Source organism: Arthrobacter globiformis, assembly GCF_003261175.1.
GTDB lineage: Bacteria > Actinomycetota > Actinomycetes > Actinomycetales > Micrococcaceae > Arthrobacter > Arthrobacter globiformis_A.
This window is the reverse complement of sequence record NZ_QLNP01000067.1, coordinates 116,855-138,942: the sequence shown is the minus strand read 5'-3', so window position 1 is coordinate 138,942 and position 22,088 is coordinate 116,855. Positions and strand designations below refer to the sequence as shown.

Sequence of the window (22,088 nt, the reverse complement as noted above, 5' to 3'; positions counted from 1 at the left end):
GTGCCGTCTTGGCATTGGGCGCCTTGGCCCTCACAGGCTGCAGCGGCGGGGCGCCAGCCAGCGGCGCTCCGACTGAGACGGCAGTAGCAACGGCAACGCCGTCACCGACTCCAACCGTCATGACGAAAGCCGAAGCTGGGAAGTTTTACCTAGCCACGATCTGCCCAAGCAATATCCTCGCGGATAAGGCAAGCACGGTTGTACAAGCTGAACCGTTCAACCTCAAGGCAGCAAAGTCGGCGACGGCGGCACTGCGCGACGGGTACAGAAAGGCAATCGAAACCCTGTCGGACGAGAAGGTACTTTGGCCCGAAAACGTCAAGGCGGACGTTGCTGCCCTCGCCGAAAGCATGTACGGGGACCTGAGCGGCACAGAAGCCGCAGCAAACCAAGTCAACGACGAGGGGTTCTTGACGGCGTGGAACGACTGGGCCAGCGGGCCAGCCAAACCCACCGCCCAGAAGATCCGGCTTAAGCTCGGGCTTTCGTCCGACACGGACGCCAGCTGCAAGACCAAGTAGGCACCCGGTTGGGGCGCAACTCTGCCTGGAGTTGCGCCCCAACCATCGGCACGCTGGCGAGTCTAGGGGCGGTTGACCTTAGCGAGTGGATCGGCTGGAAGGATTATGACCCCACCCGGCGGCAGTTTCAGATCCGCCAAGATTTCGGCGCGTTTCGCGGCATCCGCTGTCGGCCACGCTTCCATTGCCGTCGCAAATTTGCCTACGCGGGCCCGGAGTTCACCGTGGGCCTCAATTCGATCCGACTGAATTGGGCTATCCAGTGCATACCGCGCTTTGTTGTGAATGTAGTGGGGCCACGCGGAAATCACGGCGAACAGATCTGGGTTGCGCGTTTCAAACTTCCAAACAGTTACGGTGGCCGCCATACGGCGCCGAACGGCCTCAACGGCCTCGCGGCCCTCCCATAGGGCATCGAGCATGTCGCCCGTGGCGACAATGAGGTCGGCAACCAAGCTGTTTTCTCTTATGCGGGCCGCCTCAGCTTTCTGCTGTTCGGCCTGCTCAGCGGCCAGTCGCCCTTGCAGTTCGCCCTGTTGTCGGGCTAGCCGTTCTTGATAGTCATTGCTCAGCCGGACAACCACCAGCGCCACGACGCCGCCAATGATCGCGGCGAAAAACGTGCCGAACACCCCAACGACAGCACCGCCCAGGGAACCAAGGGCGCCGCTCCACAATTGCAACCAGTCTTTTTGATCGATACCCCAGAACATGAATCGCAGTCTAGCTGCGGTGTCCGGCCTGCCCGTTCACCTCCACTTACCATTTGAGCTATGACCGACTTGACTGCCATCCTGCCCACCCTCCTTGCAAGCGCGTTCGGCGGCGGACTCGTGGCTGGGGCGTTCAGCATCTATAACAGAGTGGCAACAAAAAAAGGAGCACGAAAAGTGGCTCCGCGACCAAAAAATAGAGGCGTATAGCGCGTTCCTCAACTCGTCCCACTCTCTTATGTTTGCGGCGACCGCATACCGTGCCCAACAAACTACAGAGGAAGATCTGAAGGAGAAGTTTGCTGCAGCCCAGCTGGGAGCCCTTGAGCTAATGGCACCTACTTCCGTCAGGGAGGCTGCCGTAGATATGGAAAACTTCACGGACAAGATTTTTCATGACGTACTTTTTGGACCGGGTATGCAAGACGGGTATAACTTTCGGGGCGCCCTACGGGACTACCACCGGCTGAAAGGCGAGTACGTGAAGGCCGTCAAGCGCGATCTCAACATTCCGTTTGACCAGTACGCCGTCGGCGGGAGCCAGCTGACCCAAAAAGCGGAAAGCACAGGACCCGTCTGAGACCCTGGTCGTCCTTGTCGCATCTCACAGCGCTTTGCGGCGCCCCCGCGGCTGTCAGCATTCGGCGACATAGGTTTTCGCGTAAGCGGCCCGAGTCTGGATAATTGGCATCCGAGCGGCTACTTGCTCGATTCGCCTACCGGCGAATTATTGATATCTAGGGGGGCCAAATTCCAGCAGAAGAATTCACCGGACAGTCATCCACACTACCCGCCGAAGCAAAGAGCGGTGTATGGGGAAGCGTGGCTGGTGTAGTTGTTTGCGGCGTCATCATCAACTGGTTGTCGGGCATCTGGGCGCCCGCAGCGCCAGTCGTCATTCTCTTAGCGCTCGCCAGCCTGCCACTTTTCGCCATGAGTGAGGGCAGTCGACTGGAACACTCCCCGGGTTTGGCGTGGATCGCTAGCGTCAAACGCGATGGCCTCCTTGAACTTTGCCTTGCAGCCTTGGTTCTGGGTTTTGTGATCGCAAGCATCTCAATCATTCCGGTCTGGCCAACAGTGCACCTAGAGGCCCCTTCCCCTGCGGAACCGTTTGGATTCGGCGGCGACCTGACGACGACAAATTATGAAGTCGGCGCGGTAACTGCAATCGTACTTATGGTTACGGTGGCGGCGTATAGGGCCCGCAGCCCTCTTCGACAGACCGCTTTCCTCGTTTGCGCTCTCTATGGTGTAGCCGTCTCCTACACTTATTTCCGGCCCAAGGAGAACTCCTTCCTTCCCACTTTTGGTGGCGGCCTCCTCATTGCGGCAACTTTGACCGTGATCCTGACTGCTATGCCGAGAATGTACGCCGTCGTCAAGTCCTTTTGGGGGTTTGGGGAGAAAATGCCGTCGCCTGCATCCGATGAATCCGCACACGAAGGTACGGTCCCGCCCTCCCGGGAAACTGAAAGCTAGTTGGCAGGACTAGAAAGAGTAATTCGTCGCATTTGTCACCATCATCGCGTTTTCCTTCTTACCGGCAGACTCCATCAGCTCGCGCTTGGCAGGGTCCCGAACGTCTTGGGCCCATGCTAGAACGGAGAGCACGGCCTCTCGCAGAAATTCGGCTAGGTGCTCCCAACACTCGCGTGCAAACTTCAAGAGTAGGCGCTGTAGGTATTGGGGGCCGGCGGCGATCTCGGGATGCTTGTCCGCTCCGTTACGGCATCAGAGCGATGGAAGTCGCCGGAGGTGCTTTCCCCGGCCCCCACTGCGCCGCTCGTGTCCTCTTCCAGTTCGGGCCACTGGTGTCCTCGGTACTCCGTCCGTACAGGCGGGGGCGCCAGGTCAGGCGGCATCGAACAGCAACTTTCGGCTGTGCCCGCCCCGCCCCGCCCATAAGCATGCCGAGCGCACCTGCCGGAGGGTCGGTGTCGCGCGGCGCCCGGACGTAGGCAGTCTCCCGAGTCCGAAGCCCCCTCTTCTGCCTACGGGATCAGTTCGCATCCGAATCATCTGCTGTTCCAGGGCAGGTTGAACAGGTGCCGCTTAAACGAGGAATCGGAAGGCAGCCAAGCTTGCCTTCCGATTCCTCGTATTATCAGGCCACGAGCGCCACTGCGCGACTCACCGGCGGTGGCTAGAAGCTGATCTGATTCCCGGCCGCTTGGCTTTTACGAGGCAGAAACACCGGAGGCTTCAACGAGACGTTGTACGCCGGCGCCACAGATTCGACAGCTGCCGCCTCGACACCGGTTTGAACCTCGGGAGAGGCCACCACGCCCGCCGCATGCGACGAACGCTGGTATGCCGCCGTGCCGAACCGCAGATCCGGTCCGATGGTGTCGGCAACAATGCGACGGGCTTCGCGGCGTTCGCCATCCTTCTCGTACGAACGGAACTCCAGCTCACCCGCCACGGTGACCGGGTCCCCCTTCTTCAGCGAAGTCGCGGCGTTCTCTGCGAGCGCCCGGAACGCGGATACGTTGTGAAAGACGGGTTCGCCGTCCTGCCACGTGCCGTCCGCCCCCTGGATTCGCTGATTGACAGCGACCCTTAGCTTGGCGTGGGCCACCCCGCTTTCACCAACGGTGAGCTCGGGGTCGGCAACTAGGTTGCCCGCGATGTTGATCGGGATCTTGGTGCCCATTTACTTCTCCTTTCAGGAACCAGCGGGACTCTCCCGCCGGACAGATAAACGCAGTCGACGTCAGGGTCCAGCCATCACCGGCCCATCGGTCGACGCCGGCCGGCCCATCCCGACGTAAGTCGCCGTCGGGTCCAGCCGAGGATCCGCCTCGACGGTCGTGATCTTTCCGCCGAATCCCGGCGGAAGCGTGATTTCGAGAATTCCCTTGCTGGCAGCAGTAACGCGGCCCAATACCGACTTCGCGATGTCCGCACGGGACCCAGGAAGCTTGGTGCCCGACTCTTGGGACATCGCATCCTTCTCCGCACCGAGGACGGCATCAGCCCAGCCGGCCAGGTAAGTTGCGGATTGTGGTCCCCGATCAATGCCATGAGCTCGAAGCACCGTGTACGCCACAGATTCGGCCTCAACCTCAGCCAATCCACGGTGGTCTGCACTGCTCCCGTAGAGGCGTCCCAGCCTGTCATCGGGTCCATGGAGCAGGACGTGCCCGAGCTCGTGGGCAAGGACCGCTGTCCGCTCTTCAAGGCCGAGCCAGGCGCCAACCTGTACCCGATGTTCAGCGAAATCCGTGAAGCCACTGGTCAGCCCATACTGGGCATCCGTGACGTCAACGTTGAATCCGTGACTCCTCGCTACGCCTTCAAGAGAACGCCATAGTTCAGCGGAATCGACCACTGAGCCGCCACCCCGCGGTACGAGCAGCGGAGTACCCTGCGTCTGCGAGACATCGAAGACTGCCTGGCCACGCCATCCCGTGATTACGGTCTTTTTTCCATCGTCGACGGCGCCGTGTGGCAACTGACCGCCCACAGGCACGCGCTGCCGGCTACCGTCGGGAAGCGCCACCTGTTGGACTCGCGCCGTGCGCGGAGCGATCACCCAGAGTGCATGTTCACCTTTTGTCACCGTACGGCCGTGGCGGGCCCACTCCTTATACCCAGCGACAAGGGTGGGTTCCTCGGTGCCGCGTTGGGCCATCTGCATCACGAGCAATGCGACGTTGCCGCCAGAGTATCGCCACAAGGTTGACGAGGCGTCCAGCAGTACCTGCCAGTGCGACGGCGACTCCACAGCCTTCTCCAGGATCTTATGGAGGCCCTCGGTCAAAGTAGCGATGCGCTCTTCCGGCGTCATGCGCGTACCGCCCATATTCGTGCCAGCCGGGACATCGGCCGTAACCGCGCTCCATGCGTCTTCAGGTTTAGGGGCCACGACAGCCGCCTTCCTTGCTCCTCGGGAATCTGGCGGAACCTCTTTGCGGATACCAATTCATGTCCTCGGCTGCGCCAGCAGCATGACTTCAGAACTCGTCGACGAGCTGGTGGGCGGCCGCCTGCCACTCGATAAACTCCGGCGTGTCCGTCGGGAGGATTCTCGGCGTCGGGTCCTTATGAGCCTGCAGCCCGACACAACCGGCAGTCCTGGTATGAGTTCGCAGACGTTCGACGGCGTGGGGCAGCCTTTCGTGAAAGGCGAGGGGTCCGAAACCAGAATCGTCGCTGGCGTACGAGGCCAGTTCCGCGCGTTGCAGGGCATAGAGCTCAGCGACGATCTCAGAGTGGCGCCACCAGCAATCCGGGACTACCGACGTTGTCAGCTGATAGGTGGCCACCAGCCAGCGGACCCATGCTGCCAGAGCAGTCCACACGCTTCGGGCTTGCTCGCCGGTCAATTCACGCCAGCGATATGTCACACCGGCGGTCCGGCCAGGTGGACGCAACGCAGAGCGAAATAGCTCCGCGGTCAGCTCGTCGTCTTCCCCTCCAGCTGAGGGGATCTCAAAGCGTTCGACGTCGTCACTACTGATCATCGTTCACCTCACCCGCCGCTTGCTGTCTCAAGATATGACCGTCTGCCAGGGCCTGTTCGACCTCCCGTTTGGAGCGGCCAAGCTCGGCGGCGTCTTTGCGCTTGTGCCATTCCCGCAGATCCAAGAGGATCGGGCGGCTTCGTCGCCCGAGCATGAGGGCGGTGCCGGCCGGCAGACGACGAATCTCATGGAGCGGCAGGACCGGGCTTTCTCGGATTTGTTCTCCGTCCTGACGGCCCTGCGCAGACCAGGACCGGGTGTTGAGAACGATGCTCCGCTCCCCCAGCAGTCCAGCGAGGGACCGCAGATCACGTTCGTCGGAGCCCCCTCCGAAAATCACCTTGATGATGGCGGAATCCCAGATGGTGGCCGCCTCATCGACGGACCAGCCGGTCCGTGCCTGGGAAAGGGACTGCAGGACAACAAGAGTGGAGATCCCGATGCCACCGCCATCAGAAAGTACGATGGGCAGCCCCGGCCACGGAGCCAGGTTGGCAATCTCGTCAAGGATGAGGGACAGCGGTGGGTCGAGCCTGCCTCCCGGCGCCACAAAGGCCATCTCCCGGGCAGCGTTGTCGATGTCATCGATCAAGGCTGAAAGATATGGCCCCGCCGCTGCGGCTCCCGCCCGGGTGCCGATCAGATAGAGGGTGCCGCGGTCCCGAATGAACTCCTTGGGCTCGAATTCCTCAGACTCGTCCTGGGGATCCAGGGCGGCAAGCACTTTGGGCGACGACAGGGGCGCAACCGCCGCCGAGACACCAATCCACGAGTTCGAGGTATTTCTCGGGTCGTCCTCGAGGATGCCCATAAGATCGGCCTGCCAACCCAGCGCTGCTTCCTTGCGACTGAGGATTTCGAGTGCTTCCCGTGCCAGCACCGGGCTGGACGACCAGCGCCGAAATGCCCGGACTCCTTCCCCGGACAAAGCGGCGGCGTGGAGAAGGCACTGCAGGATGATCAGCGAGCGCTTCTGCCACGCGGCATTCTCGCCTTTCATCTCGGTGTCCGCGGTGATGACGAGGGCGCGGCGGGTGGCGATGTCGGGGTTTTCGCATCCGCGGACAGGTGACCAGCGGAGGGTTGACGGCAACCCGGACATACCCTGCGGGTCGAACACAGTAACTGGCCGGCCACCGGTAGAGCGGGCTCTCATGGTGACGGCCAGGTTGTCCGCGCGTGTGGAGGTCGTCACCACAGCGCCGGGCGCATCGAGGATCGCGTTAATAATCACGTAAAGACCCTTGCCTGAGCGGGGAGCTCCCTGGATGACCATCGACTCCTCGGTGGAGACATGGATCGTAACGCCGCGAGAGCGACCCAGCGTCCAGGCCACGTCCTGAATCCGTGGTTTGGCCAGTCCTGGCCTTGTGACCCTTCCCCGTCGTCGAACAGCCCTGCTTCCGAAGTCCTGTTGAATTTCCGCGCGTCGGGCGATTCCTTCCCGGTTCAGGATGTCCAGACGTAGCCATGCGCCTGATTGCTTCCACCTTCGCCATAGCACCACGGATCCAACGGCGAGCGCGGCCAAGGTGAGCAGCACCGGTGCAACGATGCACCAGATGGCGCCCGTCCCGACGTCGCACTGCTTCGCCTCTCGGATGATCCAATCCATTCGGCCGGCAAAGAGCCCGACGACGGCGGCAGGGTTGAACGGCGACGGCCTACTACCGCCGCAGCGCCAAGTTATCGCCAGGTTTGCAGCACCCTGGACCAGGAAGCAGAGACAGATGTAGCCGGCCGCAGCAACAAGTCCGGCGGTGAGCAGTGGGTTTTCGGTACCGCGATGGGAACTCATGGGATGGACTCAGAGCATCCGGGCGTCGGTGCCGAATACTTTCAACTCATCGGTCGTGACCCGGTTAGCCACAATGAAGGACCTGTTTCCGACTTTCCAGAGTCCAACGCCCTTGGGAAGGTTCTCCACGTGCTCGCATTCGGCCTCCGATAACCCAAGTGCCTCCTTGGTCAGGCGCATGGCATCATGCTTTTGCCGGTAGATGATCCTGGTATCTGCTTCAGTGAGCAGGCCGAGGGCCTTCTGTCGGTGGCCGCTCGTGCTGTCGCCGATTTCATTGAGGTCAGCCACTTTGTGCATGATGAGCAGATTCGCAATGCCATACGTGCGCGCGAGGCGCCACTGTTCGCTCATCTTGGCGAGCATGTAGGGGTCGGCCAGCATGCGCCAGCCTTCGTCGTACACCACCAGGCGTTTGCCGCCGTCGGGATTGGTGACGGCTGCTTCAAGCCAGGTTGCACCGCACGCAGCGGCGAGCGCCAGCGCCTGCTCTGAGGCGCCGATAAGCGCTGACGTGTCCATGACCATCATGGGCGCGTCGGCGTCGAAGGCAACGGTGGAGGGAGCGTCAAACATTCCCTCCAAGTCGCCGGAGACGGTCCGCCGGAGAGAGTGTGCAACCGCCAGTCCGCCATCCTTGCCAACCAGCCCGACTGTTTCCTTGGACGGATTCAGGAGATGGTCCAGCACCATGGGCAACGTCGGGTTCGAGTTCTCGGCAACGGTCTCTGTCAGCGCCATGTCCAAGGCCGTGTGCTCCACGGGCCGTAACGGCATGCCCTGCCGCATCAGAGAGACCAGCGCCACCAGCAGGTAGCGACGGCGCTGGCGGACCACCGCCTGCCACTGGGCCTCACTAAGGGCACTTGAGCGCGGACCGGCATCGAGCGGGTTGACGCGGGCTGGCCGGCCTGGGCCTACGGAAATGACCTTGCCGCCGACCGCGTTGGCGACTGCAACCCATTCACCCTTGGGATCGGAAGCGACGGCGGCCTTCCGCCCAAGGGTTATGGACCTGGCCACCAAGGATTTTCCGCACATGGACTTCCCGGTCCCAACCGTGCCGATCACAACGATAGAGGGCCCACTGATGACGCCCTTGTCGTAGAGAATCCATGGGTCGTAGGAAAACGCCCCCGAGCCGAAAACGTCTGTACCGATGTACGTTCCCTCGTGCCCGAGTCCAGATTCGGTGATAAAGGGGTAGGCCGCTGCGAAAGTCATTGTGGATGCCCGGTGTGGTGCGGGGCGGAGGCGGTGTGGACCGCGGAGGGACTTCGGTTCTCGGCTCCCCCAGTCGCCACCGCGCTCCGTTCTGTCCAGCCGGGCGCCAAGCTTCTGGCTGAGATTCTGAATCAGGGACCCTGAGACCTGACTTGCGTTGGCCTCCTTTAGCCGCGGTCCCTTCTGCCGCTTCGCGCCCGATGGCATGTACTGAACAGCCTGCGTTGCGCGCTTCATCGTAGACCTCGCCCGAACGGGAGCGCCCCGGCCACGAACGCTGCCCACTGCTGGCCAGCCAGCAGCCGCAGTTCAACGAAGGCTCCCGCGGCGGCCGACTCCAGTTCTTGCCTGTACCGCGCGAGATCTTCGATCGTCGGTCCGGTGATCGTCACGTACGCGGCTGGCCGCACATCCCCGTGGCCCGCGACGATCTCTTCTTCGCGCTGTGCGACTTCTTCCTCCTCTGCCTTCTGCTCGCGGGTAAGGGGCCTGTCGAAGCGCGTGTTGATCCGTCTCCGGGTCTCATGGGCTTCCTGGGCAGAACGAATATCGCGGAGCGCTTCGGTTGTCGGCACAGTCCGGATTACTTCGGTCACCGTATGGCGGAATTCACCGACATAAATAAGCGGGTGGAGAAAGCCGGGGAAGACCTTCTGCCGCGGCCATTCGGCTATCCAGAACGTCTGGTGAAAGCCGGTGTCCGTCCGCACATACGTCCAGTGCTCCTCCACCGCCATGGGCGCGGCGAGGGCGGTGGAGGACGCGGGCTCCGACTCGTTCGGACACTCCAGTTCCGTTAGAGCGCCGGCTTGTTGCCTGTCCGTGGTTGCCGCGGATGCTGGATCAAAGGCAGCACGAACGATGTTGAGCAGGCCTGCCTCCGGCAGCCACTCTTCGACGCTGACGCTGTGTGTTCCGAGTGCTGTGGTCATAGCCTCGACCTCCAGCCGCAGTACCCGTTCGACGCCGCGGACTCCCCCGCCTGCCTCCCGTATCCGACGTCGGGCCTTGGCAGTGTCCACAACAATCGTTAGCAACAGCTCATGACTCATGGCGGAACCAGCCGCAGCGATCAAATCCTCGTAAGAGCGCTCGCCCCAGCTTCGTTCGTCGGAGTCACCGGATTGCCGACGGACTGTGCCTTCGTAGAAGTCACGAAGGGCCGTGGACGGATACGGGACCGTGTAGTCCTGAACGGCGATCCTGGCTACGCAGCCCCGCTGGGCCAGTCCTGCCTGCACCCTGGACCATGCCTGCACGGCCCAGGCTTTGTCGTCGCCGTCCATGAGTGCGAATGACTTGGTGCTGCAGCGCAGCACGGCTATTGCCTCCTTGCCGCGGCAGTCCACTATGAACGACTCCCCGCGGGAAGCGCTGCGCAGCTCCAGGTTCCCCAACCCGCCCGGAAGTGCCAGGCGTCCGGCAAGGACAGGACGCTCCGGCCGCACAAGATAGCGGGTCTGTTTTGCGGCCAACCTGTAGAAGAACAGGACGGCATGGCTGATCCACACTGGGTAGGGAATCCTCGAGTACTGCAGCAATCCGAGCAGTATCAGAACCATCCACAGCGGCCCGGAGGTAAAGAGGCCAATAGGTCCGCGCACTGCCGAAGCCACACTGCCCACGAGAACACCGGCCGCGAGCAGGAGCAATTGGTACCAGTTCAGGCCCATGAACAGGCCTCGGCGCTCGTACCGGGGGAACTTGACGGGTTCAAGAGTTCGAGAGTTTTCAGACATGGGTATCACTGTCAATGGGAGGCTTGGCCGTGGTTTGGGGGCGGATTGGGGAAGGCGGCGCAGCCGCCTCTGGCGAGGCAGCGGCGGCGACAGGGGCCTTCGAAGCCGGGGACTGCGGAGATTCCCTTATGGCACCAGCCGGCGTTCCATTGCCTGACGGTTCCGGGCTCCAGCCCGGCTCACTAACCCCGGTTCGCGCTCGCGGAAACGATGCACGGTGAGGCGACGTATCGCCGTCGAGCATCAGAGCCGAGGTGTTCCCGCCGGAAGTGCGGGAAGGCGAAGCGCCCATCAGCTGTCCCGGCAGCGGCACTCTTGGCGGCAGCGCCCGGGTGGGAAACTGCGGCCGGCTCGACTGAACCGGCCGGGTTATGGCCGAGTGGCTGGCCAACGCAGCCAGCGTGAAGCGACCGCCTGTTTGGCGGCTGATCTGCCGGGCAGCAAAACCGGAGCTTCGGGAAAGGACGTGGCCGCCACCGGCAGTTTGCGCAGCAGCTGCCAACTCGCCACCAGCGAAACACACGAGGCGCAGAGCCATTAGCGGTGCGCCGCAGGCCAGGGCCATGCCAACAACGCCGGCGGCAAGTCCGGCGAAAGACTTTGATTCGGCAAAAAGCTTGATGGCCACAGCTAGCACCGTCGCGGCGAGCGGCTTGGCAATGAGCAACGCCACCACAATCTCGCCCCACCGCCTGGCCCACGATTGCGTCTTCTCCCAGGGCATCAGCATGAGAGCCACGGGTGCGACGGCGGCGAGCAAGATGAGGGCGAAAGACCGAAAGATCATCGAACACATCAGGATGAAGGCCAGAATCCAGACAACGACAACGGCCATCGCCGTCACGACCACGGCACCCCCTGCGCCCCCACTTGTCCCCGGGGCCAACGAGACAACGTTCCACTCCCGGCCCGAGTCCGCCGGAGCTTTCTCGAAGCCGAAGAGCCGCATGAACAGGACATAGGGGTCCGTCACCAGGGAGTCCAAGAGGGCCGTGGCAGCAGAATCCCCGACTTTGGTGAGTTCCCGGACCAGGTAAACAGCGCCGGCCACCATGGGAACCGCGGCGGCACCGCCAACCAGGGCCCGGATCAGACGGCGGGGTTGCTGGCTGATGAGGCCGGACAGCAGCTGGAGGATCATGGCAATGACGAGCGGGGTCATCATGACGACCACCCACCAGTTCGTCAGGCCTTTGACGGAGTCCCACTGGGAATCGTCGATGTCGGAGGCGCCAAATGCGCCTGTGATGAAAGACCAGATCCAAGAAGCGACGTTCTCGAGAATGTCCGCAAAGAACGCCGTGATGGAACTCTGGACACCGTCGTTCGCCTGCGAGACGAGACCGCAGCCGGGCGGCCACCAACCGTTCAGATCGCACTCAACCGGCATGACCGAGTGGGCCTAGAATCCGAGCGGGAACGCCGTCTGGGACCAGAGAATGTAGCCGTTGATACCTCCCAGAATGGCGGCCACAGGTCCGGTCCAGAGCAAGATCATGCCGCCGCCGGAAGCCAATCGGGAGGACTGGCTCAGCTTGCCAGCCAGGAGCATTGCGGCTCCGATGATGGCCACGATCGCGATGACGACGAAGGCTCCAACCAGGATGCCACCGCCGATCTGTTTGAGTGACTCAAGGAAGGGAAAATCCGCGTTTGGGGTGATGCCAGGATCCACCGCTGCGAGAAACATTGCACGCTCCGTCTGTCGACTTCCATGGGAATGAGCAGATTGGCTCACGACTTCATGGAGAAGTTGGGACGAGGCAGCATGACCAATCTGATGCCTACCGAGAAATTGAGCCTGCGGAGGTGCCGACAGCGACGGCGGAGAAGTTGTGGTCGAGGACCAACTGGAGCCGTCGCGGCTCCTGAAGTTGCCGAATACCGCAGTCGCGGCCCTGACCCTGTCTTGGCCGCACCCAGCCTAGGCACACACCTGCCCCGAACTGAACCGAGCGACCACTGATCATCGTTTGGAACCCGCCCATCAAGATTCGGGCACGGTGGATATGGATCGAGTCACCAAGTACGGCTGTGACGGGCTCATAGCGCGCGTGTGGCAGCTTGAGGGCTTCAGACAGGCGGATAGTCGTCTCATAAACTACAGACTCAATGACGGCCGACTCACAGCCTTCACGAGAAAGTTGGCCGACATATAGAGACTGGCCGACGAAGAGACCTTCAATGCTACGAACCAGAAGAGTTTCAGCGTCATCGACATAATCTGCACTTAGTTCAGTGCGCTCTAGGACGTTTATATCTTGTAGTGAATCTATTCGTAGGGTTGTACTATATACCACTATTTAAGCACTCGGTGCATTCAATTAAAAGGCCAAGACATTCGCGTGATAATCTTCGGACGTGGACCCGAATGGCTTTTTTGATCTCTTTGACCAAGTTACAGCAGACGCACAAGCCTGGTTCGTGCCATCAATCGCAGGACTTTTTGCACTTGTAGGTGCCTTCATCGCATTCCTTAGCACGAAAGCAAGCGACGGGCGGAAGCAGCGGGCTGATGATAGGCGGCAGTGGGACAAGGAGATTCGGGAAAGTTACAGTAAGACTCTCGAAGCCTCTCAACTTTTCAGCAGCGTCAAGCTGACAAAGGTCTCAGACAGAGAGGGCATGCGAAAGCTTGCCGACCAGATGATCGAGTCGCTTACCGACATGCGCCGCAGCAACGCGATTATCGCTCCAATCACAACGGAGGGGCATCGACAGGCCCTAGACGATCTACTCAGCAAGTGCTGGGCCGTGTTTGGTAAGGTGCGTGACTACGAGGGCTTCGGTGATGCCAAAGCCGTTCGAGACGCTCAGGCCAAGCTCTTTTCCGCGACACGCAAAGCTCTACGGCTCCCTGCAGAGCGGCGGAAGCGGCGCTGGTATCTTCTCTGGTTGCGATAAGCGCGTCGGCTTGATTCGAAAGACACACAATGGATGGCTTCCTGAACTTCATGACCGGTGCCGAAGCTCCTTGGTGGTCTGCACTACTCGGCATCATCGCTGGTGGCTTGCTCACCTACTTCACGACACGGCGAACGATGAAAGCTCAGGCTGCTATCGACCGTACGAAGGCCCAAGATGAACGCGAGCACAAGGACGAAGAACAGTGGCGGCTGACCGCGACATCGCACGTTGCAGATCTTATTGCGGCAAACTTTCGCTACCTCGAATACGTGACGGTCACTAGGCGAGAGATAAACAGTAAGTACCCAAGAGATCAAAGGACCCTGGGGAACCGCGACTACACAAAGGACCTAGCCGACGCCTTGAGCGCCAAGGGCCTTTCGCACACGTCGGAGATGCAGCGGATCTATTCGATGATTGTGATCAGCACGGGCGGCGCTGTGGCTCAAGCTGCTCGAAACCTGATCCTGCGGGACCATGACCACGTGCCAGAACTCACGGACGAGGAGTACACCCGCACGAGGGAGGAAGCTTCAGTTGCATCTTCCATCCTTATGCTGGTCGCACAGCAGCGTCTTTCAAAGAAGCAAGAGGGAGACGACCCGCAAGTGGCGCACTTGATAAGGACTGCCAAGAGTGTCGATCTCAGTCAGGTGGATAAGCATGGCTACCTCAAGGATCATTCAGCCAACACTTAGTACCAATCGAAAAGAGAGGCCTCATTGCCTCTCTTTTCGATTGGTTTACTGATGACTATTTATCAGCAGCTTTTTTCGCAGCCTCTGCCATAGCTTTCGCCTCAGCGGAGGCTTTGGTCTTAGCCCCATTTTCCGCAAGCGCCTTAGCTTCGGCAGCCTTCTGATCCGCGAGCTTCTTCTCATCACCAGCCTTCTGTGCGGCGGCTTTGGCCTTGGCCTGTACTTCAGCTTCAGCCTGTTCCTTGGCAGCTACCTGCCAAGCCTTGTCAGCTGAGCTCTTTTTAAAGCACCTAGTTCGACTCGCTCCTGCAGTCGATTCTCATCAGCGTCTACCGTTGACGTGGCGGCATGCGATTCACCTTCGGCGTTGTTCAGTTTGGACCAGCCGCTCAGTTGCAAGCACGGTTCCATGCTTACTGCAGTAAGATTGGTTCGAACATATATTCTAAGATTGATCGCATGATTAAGGGTGGAGCTCCGGAGGACATCGAGCGCATGATAGCTCGCATGGCCGCCGACGAACGCCGTCCGTTTGATGATCCCGCTGCGATCCGAGAGTTCCCGAAGTATGGCCGGCCCTTGGTGAAGGTGGCAGGTATCTATGGCAAGGCGGTCGGCTGGACCAGCATGTACGGCCTCATCGAATGGCTGGATTCTTCAGGCAAGTACCACCTCGGTTGGGCGCACTCTTCAAGCATCAAGAGGGTGAGCCCGGACGAATGGAAGGGTGCGAGCGGGCTTTGAGCACCTACTCTTAGTTTCATCAATCAATAGCAGAACAAGGGGCAGCATGACGCTCAAGTCAGACATCGAGGGCGACATCGTAAAGACTGTCAACACCAGTCTCACGACGACGGAACGGAATGACGGAACGATTGAGTCCGTTCCTGATTCGGACAAGATGGGATACTCAGAAGGTCTCTACCTACCCTCGACGTACCTTTACGCTGACATGCGCGACTCGTCAGGGCTCGTAGGCATCGCACCACCGGACACTGTGGCGAGGGTCATGAAGGCGTATCTGTCGGTGAGCACACGCATCATACGGTCGAATAATGGGCATATCCGTAGTTTCGACGGTGACAGAGTCATGGGTATCTATGCGGGACCTAACCGCTTCACACGCGCCGTGAAGTCTGCCATGCAGATCAAGTGGGCAATGGCCGAGCTCGTGCAGCCCGCGATCGACAAGCAATTCAAGTCGATCCGCGAAAACGTCTGGGAGCTGAAGCACGGCTGTGGAGTGGCCAGTGGTAAGTCTCTCCTAGTCCGCGCTGGCTTCCGGGGCAACGACGACATGATCTCAATTGGGACGGCACCTAACCTTGCTGCCAAGCTCAGCGATCTGCGCGAACACCCCTACAACACCATCATTGGCGGCGGCACCTACAAGCAGTTGACCAGGGATGCCATTGTCCACAAAGAGAAGAACATGTGGACTGGGCCGTACGACTTCAAGATGGGCGGCAAGAACTACACCTATTACAAGACCAATTACCGTTGGCTCCTCTGATGAGGTGGGACAAGAAACCCGAGCCGCCCGCAGATACTTCAGCCAAAGACGCCCTGGATACAGCGTGGAGAATCCATGGAGCGCTTGTTGACTGGACCGGCAAAGTAGATGCTAAGGCTTCCTTCGCCTTTGCTCTTGAGTCCGCCGGCCTCGGAGTAATTGTCACTCTTTCAGGGAAGGACCGGCTGTTCGGAGCGTTAGAGGGGCCATGGCAGAACATCTCCTACATAGTTGCAGCAGTGGCCTTAGTACTTGGTGCTGGGTGCGCCATGTGGGTGGTAATTCCTCGTCTACGAGCTACAAAGGTGGGGAAAGAATGGCAGGATAACTTCATCTACTTTGGGCACTTGAAGTACTGGAAGCCGGAGAACCTGCCAGCCAAAATCAAGTCAACGGAGCTCCTCCCAGTTATTACCAATCAAATGGTACGGATGAGCAAGATCGCCTGGATGAAGCATGTCCTAGTCGTGATCTCTTTGACTCTTGCCTCCGCTGCGGGCATAAGCCTGTTCATATGTACCGCACTAGTACGAATGGGTTGGACGCCGTAATAGCCCTCTAGAGTCCCTCGATGGCTTTCTCAGCCAGTGATATGACAGCTCCAACTGCTCCCTCGGCCGTACCGAGGACAGCTAGTTCAACGACCTTGTTCAGGAGTGACTTGAGCCTGCCCGGTTGAGGAGCTGCGGCTGTCGTTTCCTCTTCCAACTCTGTAATGACCTGTTTGGCCTCAGCCTGGCGTTCCTCAGGTATGCCGAGAATAGGGAGAGTCTGACTAAAGGCAGAGGTTGCCATCCTGGCGTCGTTTATCTGGGTGGTCGTGAGAGTGATTGATTGTTGCGCGCCAGGACTGTTGTTAGCGAGGTTCACAGGCCCGTCGTTGTTGAAGTGGTAGTTGTACGTCACTGATGCCCTCTCGCTCGCTACGACTGCCGCTGGCTTATCCTCGTGCTCAATTCTCTGTATGCCGTACGGCGAAATCTGAGGCCGAACGATGGGACCACCCATAGCCGCCTTGCCTTGGATGAGCTGCTGGTCCCTAAGGTGGCGGGTCGCCTGCACGATCTCGCCCTCGGTAAACTCAGAGCCATAAAACGCTCCGTACGTACTGGTGGAGAATCGGCTTATGTTCGGTGAGTTCGATCCCTGGAGATACTCGTCATAGAGCCACTGAAGCACTGAGCTCCTGGCTGCTTGAGCACGCTTACGGGGATCGGATCGATAATGTTCGAACTCTTCCGCCACATCCAGACCAACACGTGTAATGGTCACGTCCGTAACGGGGCCGGAGGCCTTTTCGTAGAAGATCCACTTTCTATCCAGCAGCGCTTCCAGATCGTTGTCCAAGAAGCGGTCGCCGTCATCTGTAGCCCTCATTGCTTCTGCGCGTAGCCACAGAACATCCGCCGAGTTGTGCCTGTTCTCGCTCGCATGACGCCGGATCTCAAGCAAGAGATGGAGACGACGAACAGTGAGCGGAGAGTTTAGCTCGTCTTCAAAATCACCCATTTGACGATGCTAACAGCGCCCTTTCAACCGTTACCCTCATGACATGGAAGAACCCGAAGCAAAGCTCAAGCCGTCACAATGGCGAGTAATGGCACGATGGAAAGTTCTGGAAGGACGTCGCGTCTAGGACTGTGGCCGGCGCTCTCGTTGTCTTCCTGGGTTACCTTGGCGGCCTTGGCTGGAGGCCATGTCGCACAGCCAACCATCTACCTGCCGCTTCTAGTTGGCATCCTTGGGTTCGTCCAGTACCTACGAGGCAAGATCGGCTCAGATAGCCCGCAGGCCGTCATACGGCAGCGTAACGGTTTCGGATACGTAGTCGGCAGTCCTCCCGAGGTCAAAGCTCACAGGGAGACAGCCTCATTAACGAGCAACTAGACATCTGTGAATCCCTAGATGAGTTCTTGTAAACCGCGCTCGTCAGGAGCGGTAGTCGCCAGCCGCTAGCATGAACCATGGGGATTTTTGAATGGTGGATTGCGCTCCAAGACGGCAGCAAAGCCGATTGGCTTGCAGGCACAGCTACTGCACTCGCGTTTCTTTTCGCCGTCGTTCAACTGGCCATCGAGCTCCGTCGCCGGAAGCTGGCCGAGATTCAAGAACAGGCGATCCAAGTCAGCGGCTGGTTTGATGCTTACCATCACCACTTCGTCGTGCGTAACTCTTCCAACGCCTTGATCTACGACGTGTTCATCTATCTTGTTGATGACGACTTCAAAGAGCACTACCGGAGATCCCCCAACGACTTCTCACTGAAGATGCGCCTGGTAGCTCCAGGGACGCAAGTCACGGTTCCTTGCAACGTCGATTACACGAAGCTGACCAAGGTGCCTCTGGTTGATCTCATATTCCGTGATTCGGCTGGCCGTGTCTGGATGAGAGACAGGTATGGAAACCTAGTGCCGCAGTCAAAGGCCCTAGAAGAACTCCGTCCTGAAACGAAGGACATCGACTACTACGAGCCTGCACCACAGATTTTCTAGCTTATGGTCATTACATGGCTGGGGAAATAACTCAAGAAGCAATCGCACTCGCACTAGGTTCAGCCGGCCTCGCCGCGACCGGAGCAGTGGCCGCACAGATTGTGGCTGCCATTTTCACCTCGAAGCGCGAGGCAAAGAAGGCCATTGCTGACGAAGAGCGGTGGCGCCTTGAGAACGAGGCAAAGCGCCGCGACCGCAACCTGGACCACAAGACGGATCTCTTTGTTCGCTTCCTAGCGATAGCCGAGAGCCTCTACCAAGACATGGCTTGGGAAGGCAACTCCATCACCGACGAGGAGTTCCACGCTTACCAGCCACGCCTCCAAGAACTGCGGGAAAAGGTCGAAGAGATCGGTCTGATCGCTCCCGAGGTCTTACGCCACGCACAAGTCACTCTCAGGACGATCGGCAAGATGCTTGAAGTCAAGACGCCGTTCCTGAGTTTCGGCCAAGCGAGGGCTTCCAAGGACTCAGTCCGGGAGAAGGAGGAGTGGGTCCGTAGATGGATCGCTATGACCAGGGACGCTATGACCTTCTACATCAACCACGAGCCCGTGGTATTCCCTGTAGATGAGTTCACGGTTTTTGAAGGGGAGCTCTATCCGCAGGCGCGCCCGTAACGGACGACCACGACTTATCCACACCTGCCTAAAAATACCCTCGACTATTTTTAGCAATTCTTTATAGTCATTGGCAGTACATATAAGTGAATCGTTCAGATATCTGCCGAACAAAAATATACTTTGAGAAGACCAGTGCTGAATGGCTTCAACCTCGCAAACTGTGTACGTAAATCCCCGCGATCTAGTGGCGTTCCTACGTATGTCGAATACAAAACTATTCTCTCGGCAGCCGCTACCCCCGTAAGCAAGAAATAGGGGGACTTACGCGATCGGCTAGCCGTTGCGATAACTTGCGCCGCACGTCTATTCGCCTCTAATCCTGTTCACTCTAAGGAAAACTACTACGAACACGACAGTCGATATAAAAAGCACGGAAACCGCAACCTCAGCACAGGGCGGTAGCCGTGACGTTGGAGCTGCAATCAGTAGGGTGTAAACGACGAAAACGGCAATGATTCCAAGAGCCATAAAGGAGGCTATCGCACGAATAGCCAGCTATTTCGATAGGCAATATTCTTGGGGGGTGCTTTCGTGATTGACAAGTCGTCTAGGAACAGATCACCCGGGTAAGACGGTGACGCCCAGGCTGCTGACAGTAACTGCGCTTCCACTAGCTGCGGTAGGTCGGAAGCATAGTCACGTCAGTAGATCGAAGTATGCCGTATCGGTGTTCCAGGAAACTGGATGGAGCAGAGTTCCCACCGCGGGATTCAGGGCGCTGTACATCTTGCCGTCGCCAGCGTAAATCCCTACGTGTCCCCAATTGTTCGGCCCTTGGGCGTTCTGTACAACCAGGTCCCCCGGCTGTGGCCTCCGGGTGCGTACACCCACCCTCCATTGTTCAACACGTGGCAGGTTAATTCCTGCCTGCCTATAGATCCACTGGACGTATCCGGAACAATCCCACGCCTTAAACGCGGTCCCGCCCCAGACGTAATTGCCGCCGAGACCTTCCCTGGTGAACCGCAGGATGTCTTTTCTGACCTGGCTGAGATTCAGATCGGGAAATGTCGACGACGAGGCGAGCGCCGACCCTACACAACCACTTGCAACCACACTGCTGGCGAGCGCATCGACTATTGCGGCGGCTTCCGGCTCCCACCGGGCGTACAGTTCAGGGAAGGCTGAGACTTGGACGGCCTGCGCAGCCTGGCCCTTACTCATGAACTGCCATCCATGGATATCGAGTAACCCGGGAGGGCTGCCATGGTTGGGTCCGCTCGGACCGCCATAGAAAGCCCGAACGTTGTATTCAGGGTCCATCAGCTGCTCGATTGTCCCCCAGCCGAATGCAGGACGCTGTTGGGCGGAACCGAGTGAATCATGGTCACTGCCTACGCCGTCATGAGGAAAGCGCAGCGACGCCGGTACGTTGGAGTTGGCCAGCACCCTCAAGCTGGATTCCTGCAGTGCCATCATGATCGCAATGATCTGGCCATCGCGAGGCACGCCCAACTGCTTTCCGACCGTGACGTACTTCCCCGCTACGGCAGCTTGCCGAGGAGACAGTCCGGCCGGAGCCTGGCCGTCAGAGCGAATGTTCACGGGTCGGCGTCGTCGCTGGTGGTCAGGCCGTCACTAAGGCCTCCTGGCGGGCATACAGACGCGGCACTCACACTGCCCACACCAAGCACCGCCACGCAGGCGGAAAACGCAAGCGCACCCACCATAACAAGGGCTGTAGCTGCGGCCACCGACGCCTGCAGAATCACGCGGCGCTTGGCCAAGGCCGCGAGAATGGCCGGCGACGGCATCAGTAGACGATCCTGCTCGCAGCAACGTAGAAGCCCACCACAACGCAGTGATCTACGGGAGCTGTGTCAGCCGGCGGACAATTCATCATGACGCTGACTGGCGCCGTGTACACGTTGAGGGAAGAGCTCGTTTGGTCCAGAACACGTAGGGAAACAGTGCACACATGCAGTCCAGCCCACGGCGCCGGCCGTTCCCGTACTTTGGCCAGCTCGACGTCGCAGCGAAGAGACTGCATCACCGCACTCCGGCGCGCCTGCTGCCCAGCCAAAGAGGCATAGCTTCCAGCATTTATCCCAGTCGCTTCGAACTCCTGCACAAATACCGCAAGTGGGTTGGATCCGTCCGGCAGGACGTTCCACCAGTTGCGAAGCCTGGAGTAGACCTCTGAGTACGACGCCGTTCGCGTATCCCATGTATAGACCGCCTTCGCGGCCGCGGAAGCGAGCTTGCGATAGTCGACAGTCCTGGGCGTTTGCGGCATTTCGCTGTTCCTGGAAGGAGGATTAGTCGCCGGAGCCTCTGCCTGCAAGGGTTTCGTCGGTGCTGGGGATGCCGCCACCGTCGGCGAGGACGAGGCGGGCTGGGTTGCAGGCGCCTCCGTAGGACGCGAAAGAACGAATACGACCGCCGCTAGTGTCATGAGGGCGATGACAACGAACCACCATCGACGCCTACCGGGTCCGGGGAGCGAGCTTATCCGCGATAACCACATTCCTGCCTCCTCACCTACTCATGGCAAGACGACTTCCCACGGACATGATCAGCCAACTCCCTGCATCCCAGCCCGGATGATCCTCCAGGAGGCCTGATACAGCCGACGTGCGAAACCGATCTGTACCGCCACATAGCGCTGAGTTACGCCTAGCTCCGCGGCCACCGCTTCCAAAGCCCTGGCTCGCTCTGGCCCACACACTCCCGGGCGAACAATCACGGTGGCAGTTCGGCGGAGCACCACTGTGGGCAGGCACGCTGCTGCCTGCTCGCACAGTTCGCTGACGTTGCAGACCGCCTCCGGCTCAACCTCCAGTGCCCTTTCGACGGTCCTGGCAGTCTCGCGCACCACCGTGGCTGCATGCCACCGTCGGCGATCTTGCGGCGACGGCGGACCGTATCGGCGTCGTCCACCAAGGCTACCGAGGGCGAGTTCCCAATCCCTCGCTGACACGCTAGCCCGGGTCAGTTCAATAACCGTTCGCGCCCACTCCTGGTCGACGATCTTTTCACAACTACGCCCTCCGGCCCGGTCCATGCCAAGGAGCACCGCGGCGTCCAGAGACGCCGTCCCGTCGCAGTCGGCAGGTTCCCCGAGTAGAGGGTAGGTCTTATGGCTCATCTCCCAGCGGATGTGAGCGGCGCACACGTTCGTGCAGATTCCCTGGACCCATGCGCCGAAGGGAACGCCGGGGAGTTGGCGATAGCGGCCCCGCGCTACTCCGTCCCACACGGCGACTCTAATGTCTTGCAGTACGTCATCCGCGTCGGAGGCTCGGCCTATGCGACCTAGGTGCGAAACGACATACCCACGCACGCTTTCGACGGCGACCATTATCTGATCCACCGGGATTGAAGCTGCAGTGGCTTCTGGGGCGCTGCGCAGGGAAACATCGACGTCAATCTTGATTTCGTGATCTTGCCG

23 protein-coding genes are annotated in these 22,088 nt (G+C 59.7%); 10 read left to right on the top strand and 13 right to left on the bottom strand.

The genetic code is table 11. From position 1 onward, the window contains the following. Window positions 1-119 precede the first annotated feature (119 nt). The gene (locus DBZ45_RS08915; protein ID WP_111903561.1) at window positions 120-521 is read left to right on the top strand and encodes a hypothetical protein; all 402 of its coding nucleotides are present in this window, start codon (window positions 120-122) and stop codon (window positions 519-521) included. 62 nt (window positions 522-583) lie between these two features. Here DBZ45_RS08915 and DBZ45_RS08910 read toward each other — a convergent pair whose 3' ends face one another. Next, window positions 584-1,234 (bottom strand): hypothetical protein, encoded by a 651-nt coding sequence (locus DBZ45_RS08910; protein WP_111903560.1) that lies wholly within the window; start codon window positions 1,232-1,234, stop codon window positions 584-586. A 238-nt stretch (window positions 1,235-1,472) separates the two neighbouring features. On the opposite strand from DBZ45_RS08910, the gene DBZ45_RS08905 reads away from it, so the two are divergent. Both DBZ45_RS08905 and DBZ45_RS08900 read left to right on the top strand, forming a co-directional pair. Then, complete coding sequence (locus DBZ45_RS08905) at window positions 1,473-1,814, top strand: hypothetical protein (RefSeq protein WP_111903559.1); 342 nt, start codon at window positions 1,473-1,475, stop codon at window positions 1,812-1,814. A 242-nt stretch (window positions 1,815-2,056) separates the two neighbouring features. Beyond that, window positions 2,057-2,716 carry a hypothetical protein gene (locus tag DBZ45_RS08900; protein WP_111903558.1) on the top strand — a complete coding sequence of 220 codons (660 nt, stop codon included), beginning with the start codon at window positions 2,057-2,059 and terminating at the stop codon, window positions 2,714-2,716. Between the two features lie 664 nt (window positions 2,717-3,380). Here the strand turns inward: DBZ45_RS08900 and DBZ45_RS08895 are convergent. From DBZ45_RS08895 to DBZ45_RS08860, 8 genes are all read right to left on the bottom strand, one after another. Then, a complete protein-coding gene (locus DBZ45_RS08895; RefSeq protein WP_111903557.1) occupies window positions 3,381-3,890 on the bottom strand; it encodes a single-stranded DNA-binding protein in 510 nt (169 codons plus the stop codon). A 60-nt stretch (window positions 3,891-3,950) separates the two neighbouring features. After that, window positions 3,951-5,105 carry an ArdC-like ssDNA-binding domain-containing protein gene (locus DBZ45_RS08890; protein WP_146617469.1) on the bottom strand — a complete coding sequence of 385 codons (1,155 nt, stop codon included), beginning with the start codon at window positions 5,103-5,105 and terminating at the stop codon, window positions 3,951-3,953. An 88-nt stretch (window positions 5,106-5,193) separates the two neighbouring features. Next, window positions 5,194-5,703: a hypothetical protein gene (locus DBZ45_RS08885; protein WP_111903555.1), complete on the bottom strand. Its 510-nt coding sequence runs from the start codon at window positions 5,701-5,703 to the stop codon at window positions 5,194-5,196. Then, window positions 5,693-7,501 (bottom strand): TraM recognition domain-containing protein, encoded by a 1,809-nt coding sequence (locus DBZ45_RS08880; protein WP_111903554.1) that lies wholly within the window; start codon window positions 7,499-7,501, stop codon window positions 5,693-5,695. The genes DBZ45_RS08885 and DBZ45_RS08880 overlap by 11 nt, the downstream gene beginning before the upstream one ends. 9 nt (window positions 7,502-7,510) lie before the next feature. Then, window positions 7,511-8,725, bottom strand: coding sequence for a hypothetical protein (locus tag DBZ45_RS08875; RefSeq protein ID WP_083706195.1), 1,215 nt, complete (start codon window positions 8,723-8,725; stop codon window positions 7,511-7,513). A gap of 233 nt (window positions 8,726-8,958) precedes the next feature. After that, on the bottom strand, window positions 8,959-10,464 hold the full coding sequence (locus DBZ45_RS08870) for an SCO6880 family protein (protein WP_111903553.1): 1,506 nt from the start codon (window positions 10,462-10,464) through the stop codon (window positions 8,959-8,961). Continuing rightward, entirely contained in the window at window positions 10,457-11,854 is a 1,398-nt protein-coding gene (locus DBZ45_RS08865) for a hypothetical protein (RefSeq protein ID WP_111903552.1), read from the bottom strand. The genes DBZ45_RS08870 and DBZ45_RS08865 overlap by 8 nt, the downstream gene beginning before the upstream one ends. Before the next feature lie 12 nt (window positions 11,855-11,866). After that, window positions 11,867-12,154 carry a hypothetical protein gene (locus DBZ45_RS08860; protein ID WP_056345693.1) on the bottom strand — a complete coding sequence of 96 codons (288 nt, stop codon included), beginning with the start codon at window positions 12,152-12,154 and terminating at the stop codon, window positions 11,867-11,869. A gap of 671 nt (window positions 12,155-12,825) precedes the next feature. Between DBZ45_RS08860 and DBZ45_RS08855 the strand changes: the two genes are divergently transcribed. From DBZ45_RS08855 to DBZ45_RS08835, 5 genes are all read left to right on the top strand, one after another. Beyond that, entirely contained in the window at window positions 12,826-13,368 is a 543-nt protein-coding gene (locus DBZ45_RS08855) for a hypothetical protein (protein WP_111903551.1), read from the top strand. Between the two features lie 29 nt (window positions 13,369-13,397). Beyond that, a complete protein-coding gene (locus DBZ45_RS08850) occupies window positions 13,398-14,069 on the top strand; it encodes a hypothetical protein (protein ID WP_111903550.1) in 672 nt (223 codons plus the stop codon). 459 nt (window positions 14,070-14,528) lie between these two features. Next, window positions 14,529-14,813 carry a hypothetical protein gene (locus DBZ45_RS08845; protein WP_111903549.1) on the top strand — a complete coding sequence of 95 codons (285 nt, stop codon included), beginning with the start codon at window positions 14,529-14,531 and terminating at the stop codon, window positions 14,811-14,813. A 46-nt stretch (window positions 14,814-14,859) separates the two neighbouring features. Further along, window positions 14,860-15,582 carry an adenylate/guanylate cyclase domain-containing protein gene (locus DBZ45_RS08840; RefSeq protein WP_111903548.1) on the top strand — a complete coding sequence of 241 codons (723 nt, stop codon included), beginning with the start codon at window positions 14,860-14,862 and terminating at the stop codon, window positions 15,580-15,582. Beyond that, entirely contained in the window at window positions 15,582-16,133 is a 552-nt protein-coding gene (locus DBZ45_RS08835) for a Pycsar system effector family protein (protein ID WP_111903547.1), read from the top strand. Before DBZ45_RS08840 ends, DBZ45_RS08835 begins: the two co-directional genes overlap by 1 nt. Window positions 16,134-16,140: 7 nt before the next feature. Here DBZ45_RS08835 and DBZ45_RS08830 read toward each other — a convergent pair whose 3' ends face one another. Next, complete coding sequence (locus DBZ45_RS08830; RefSeq protein ID WP_146617468.1) at window positions 16,141-17,091, bottom strand: hypothetical protein; 951 nt, start codon at window positions 17,089-17,091, stop codon at window positions 16,141-16,143. A gap of 455 nt (window positions 17,092-17,546) precedes the next feature. Between DBZ45_RS08830 and DBZ45_RS08825 the strand changes: the two genes are divergently transcribed. Beyond that, window positions 17,547-18,074 (top strand): hypothetical protein, encoded by a 528-nt coding sequence (locus DBZ45_RS08825; RefSeq protein WP_111903545.1) that lies wholly within the window; start codon window positions 17,547-17,549, stop codon window positions 18,072-18,074. 14 nt (window positions 18,075-18,088) lie between these two features. After that, the gene (locus tag DBZ45_RS08820; protein WP_146617467.1) at window positions 18,089-18,694 is read left to right on the top strand and encodes a hypothetical protein; all 606 of its coding nucleotides are present in this window, start codon (window positions 18,089-18,091) and stop codon (window positions 18,692-18,694) included. A gap of 639 nt (window positions 18,695-19,333) precedes the next feature. Here the strand turns inward: DBZ45_RS08820 and DBZ45_RS08815 are convergent. The 3 genes from DBZ45_RS08815 to DBZ45_RS23635 all read right to left on the bottom strand — a co-directional run bounded on the left by DBZ45_RS08815 (window position 19,334) and on the right by DBZ45_RS23635 (window position 21,998). Next, the gene (locus DBZ45_RS08815; RefSeq protein WP_111903543.1) at window positions 19,334-20,146 is read right to left on the bottom strand and encodes a C40 family peptidase; all 813 of its coding nucleotides are present in this window, start codon (window positions 20,144-20,146) and stop codon (window positions 19,334-19,336) included. A 92-nt stretch (window positions 20,147-20,238) separates the two neighbouring features. Then, window positions 20,239-20,451, bottom strand: a complete 213-nt coding sequence (locus tag DBZ45_RS08810; RefSeq protein WP_111903542.1) for a hypothetical protein — start codon at window positions 20,449-20,451, stop codon at window positions 20,239-20,241. A 761-nt stretch (window positions 20,452-21,212) separates the two neighbouring features. After that, a complete protein-coding gene (locus DBZ45_RS23635; protein WP_223256994.1) occupies window positions 21,213-21,998 on the bottom strand; it encodes a sigma factor in 786 nt (261 codons plus the stop codon). Between the last annotated feature and the right edge of the window lie 90 nt (window positions 21,999-22,088).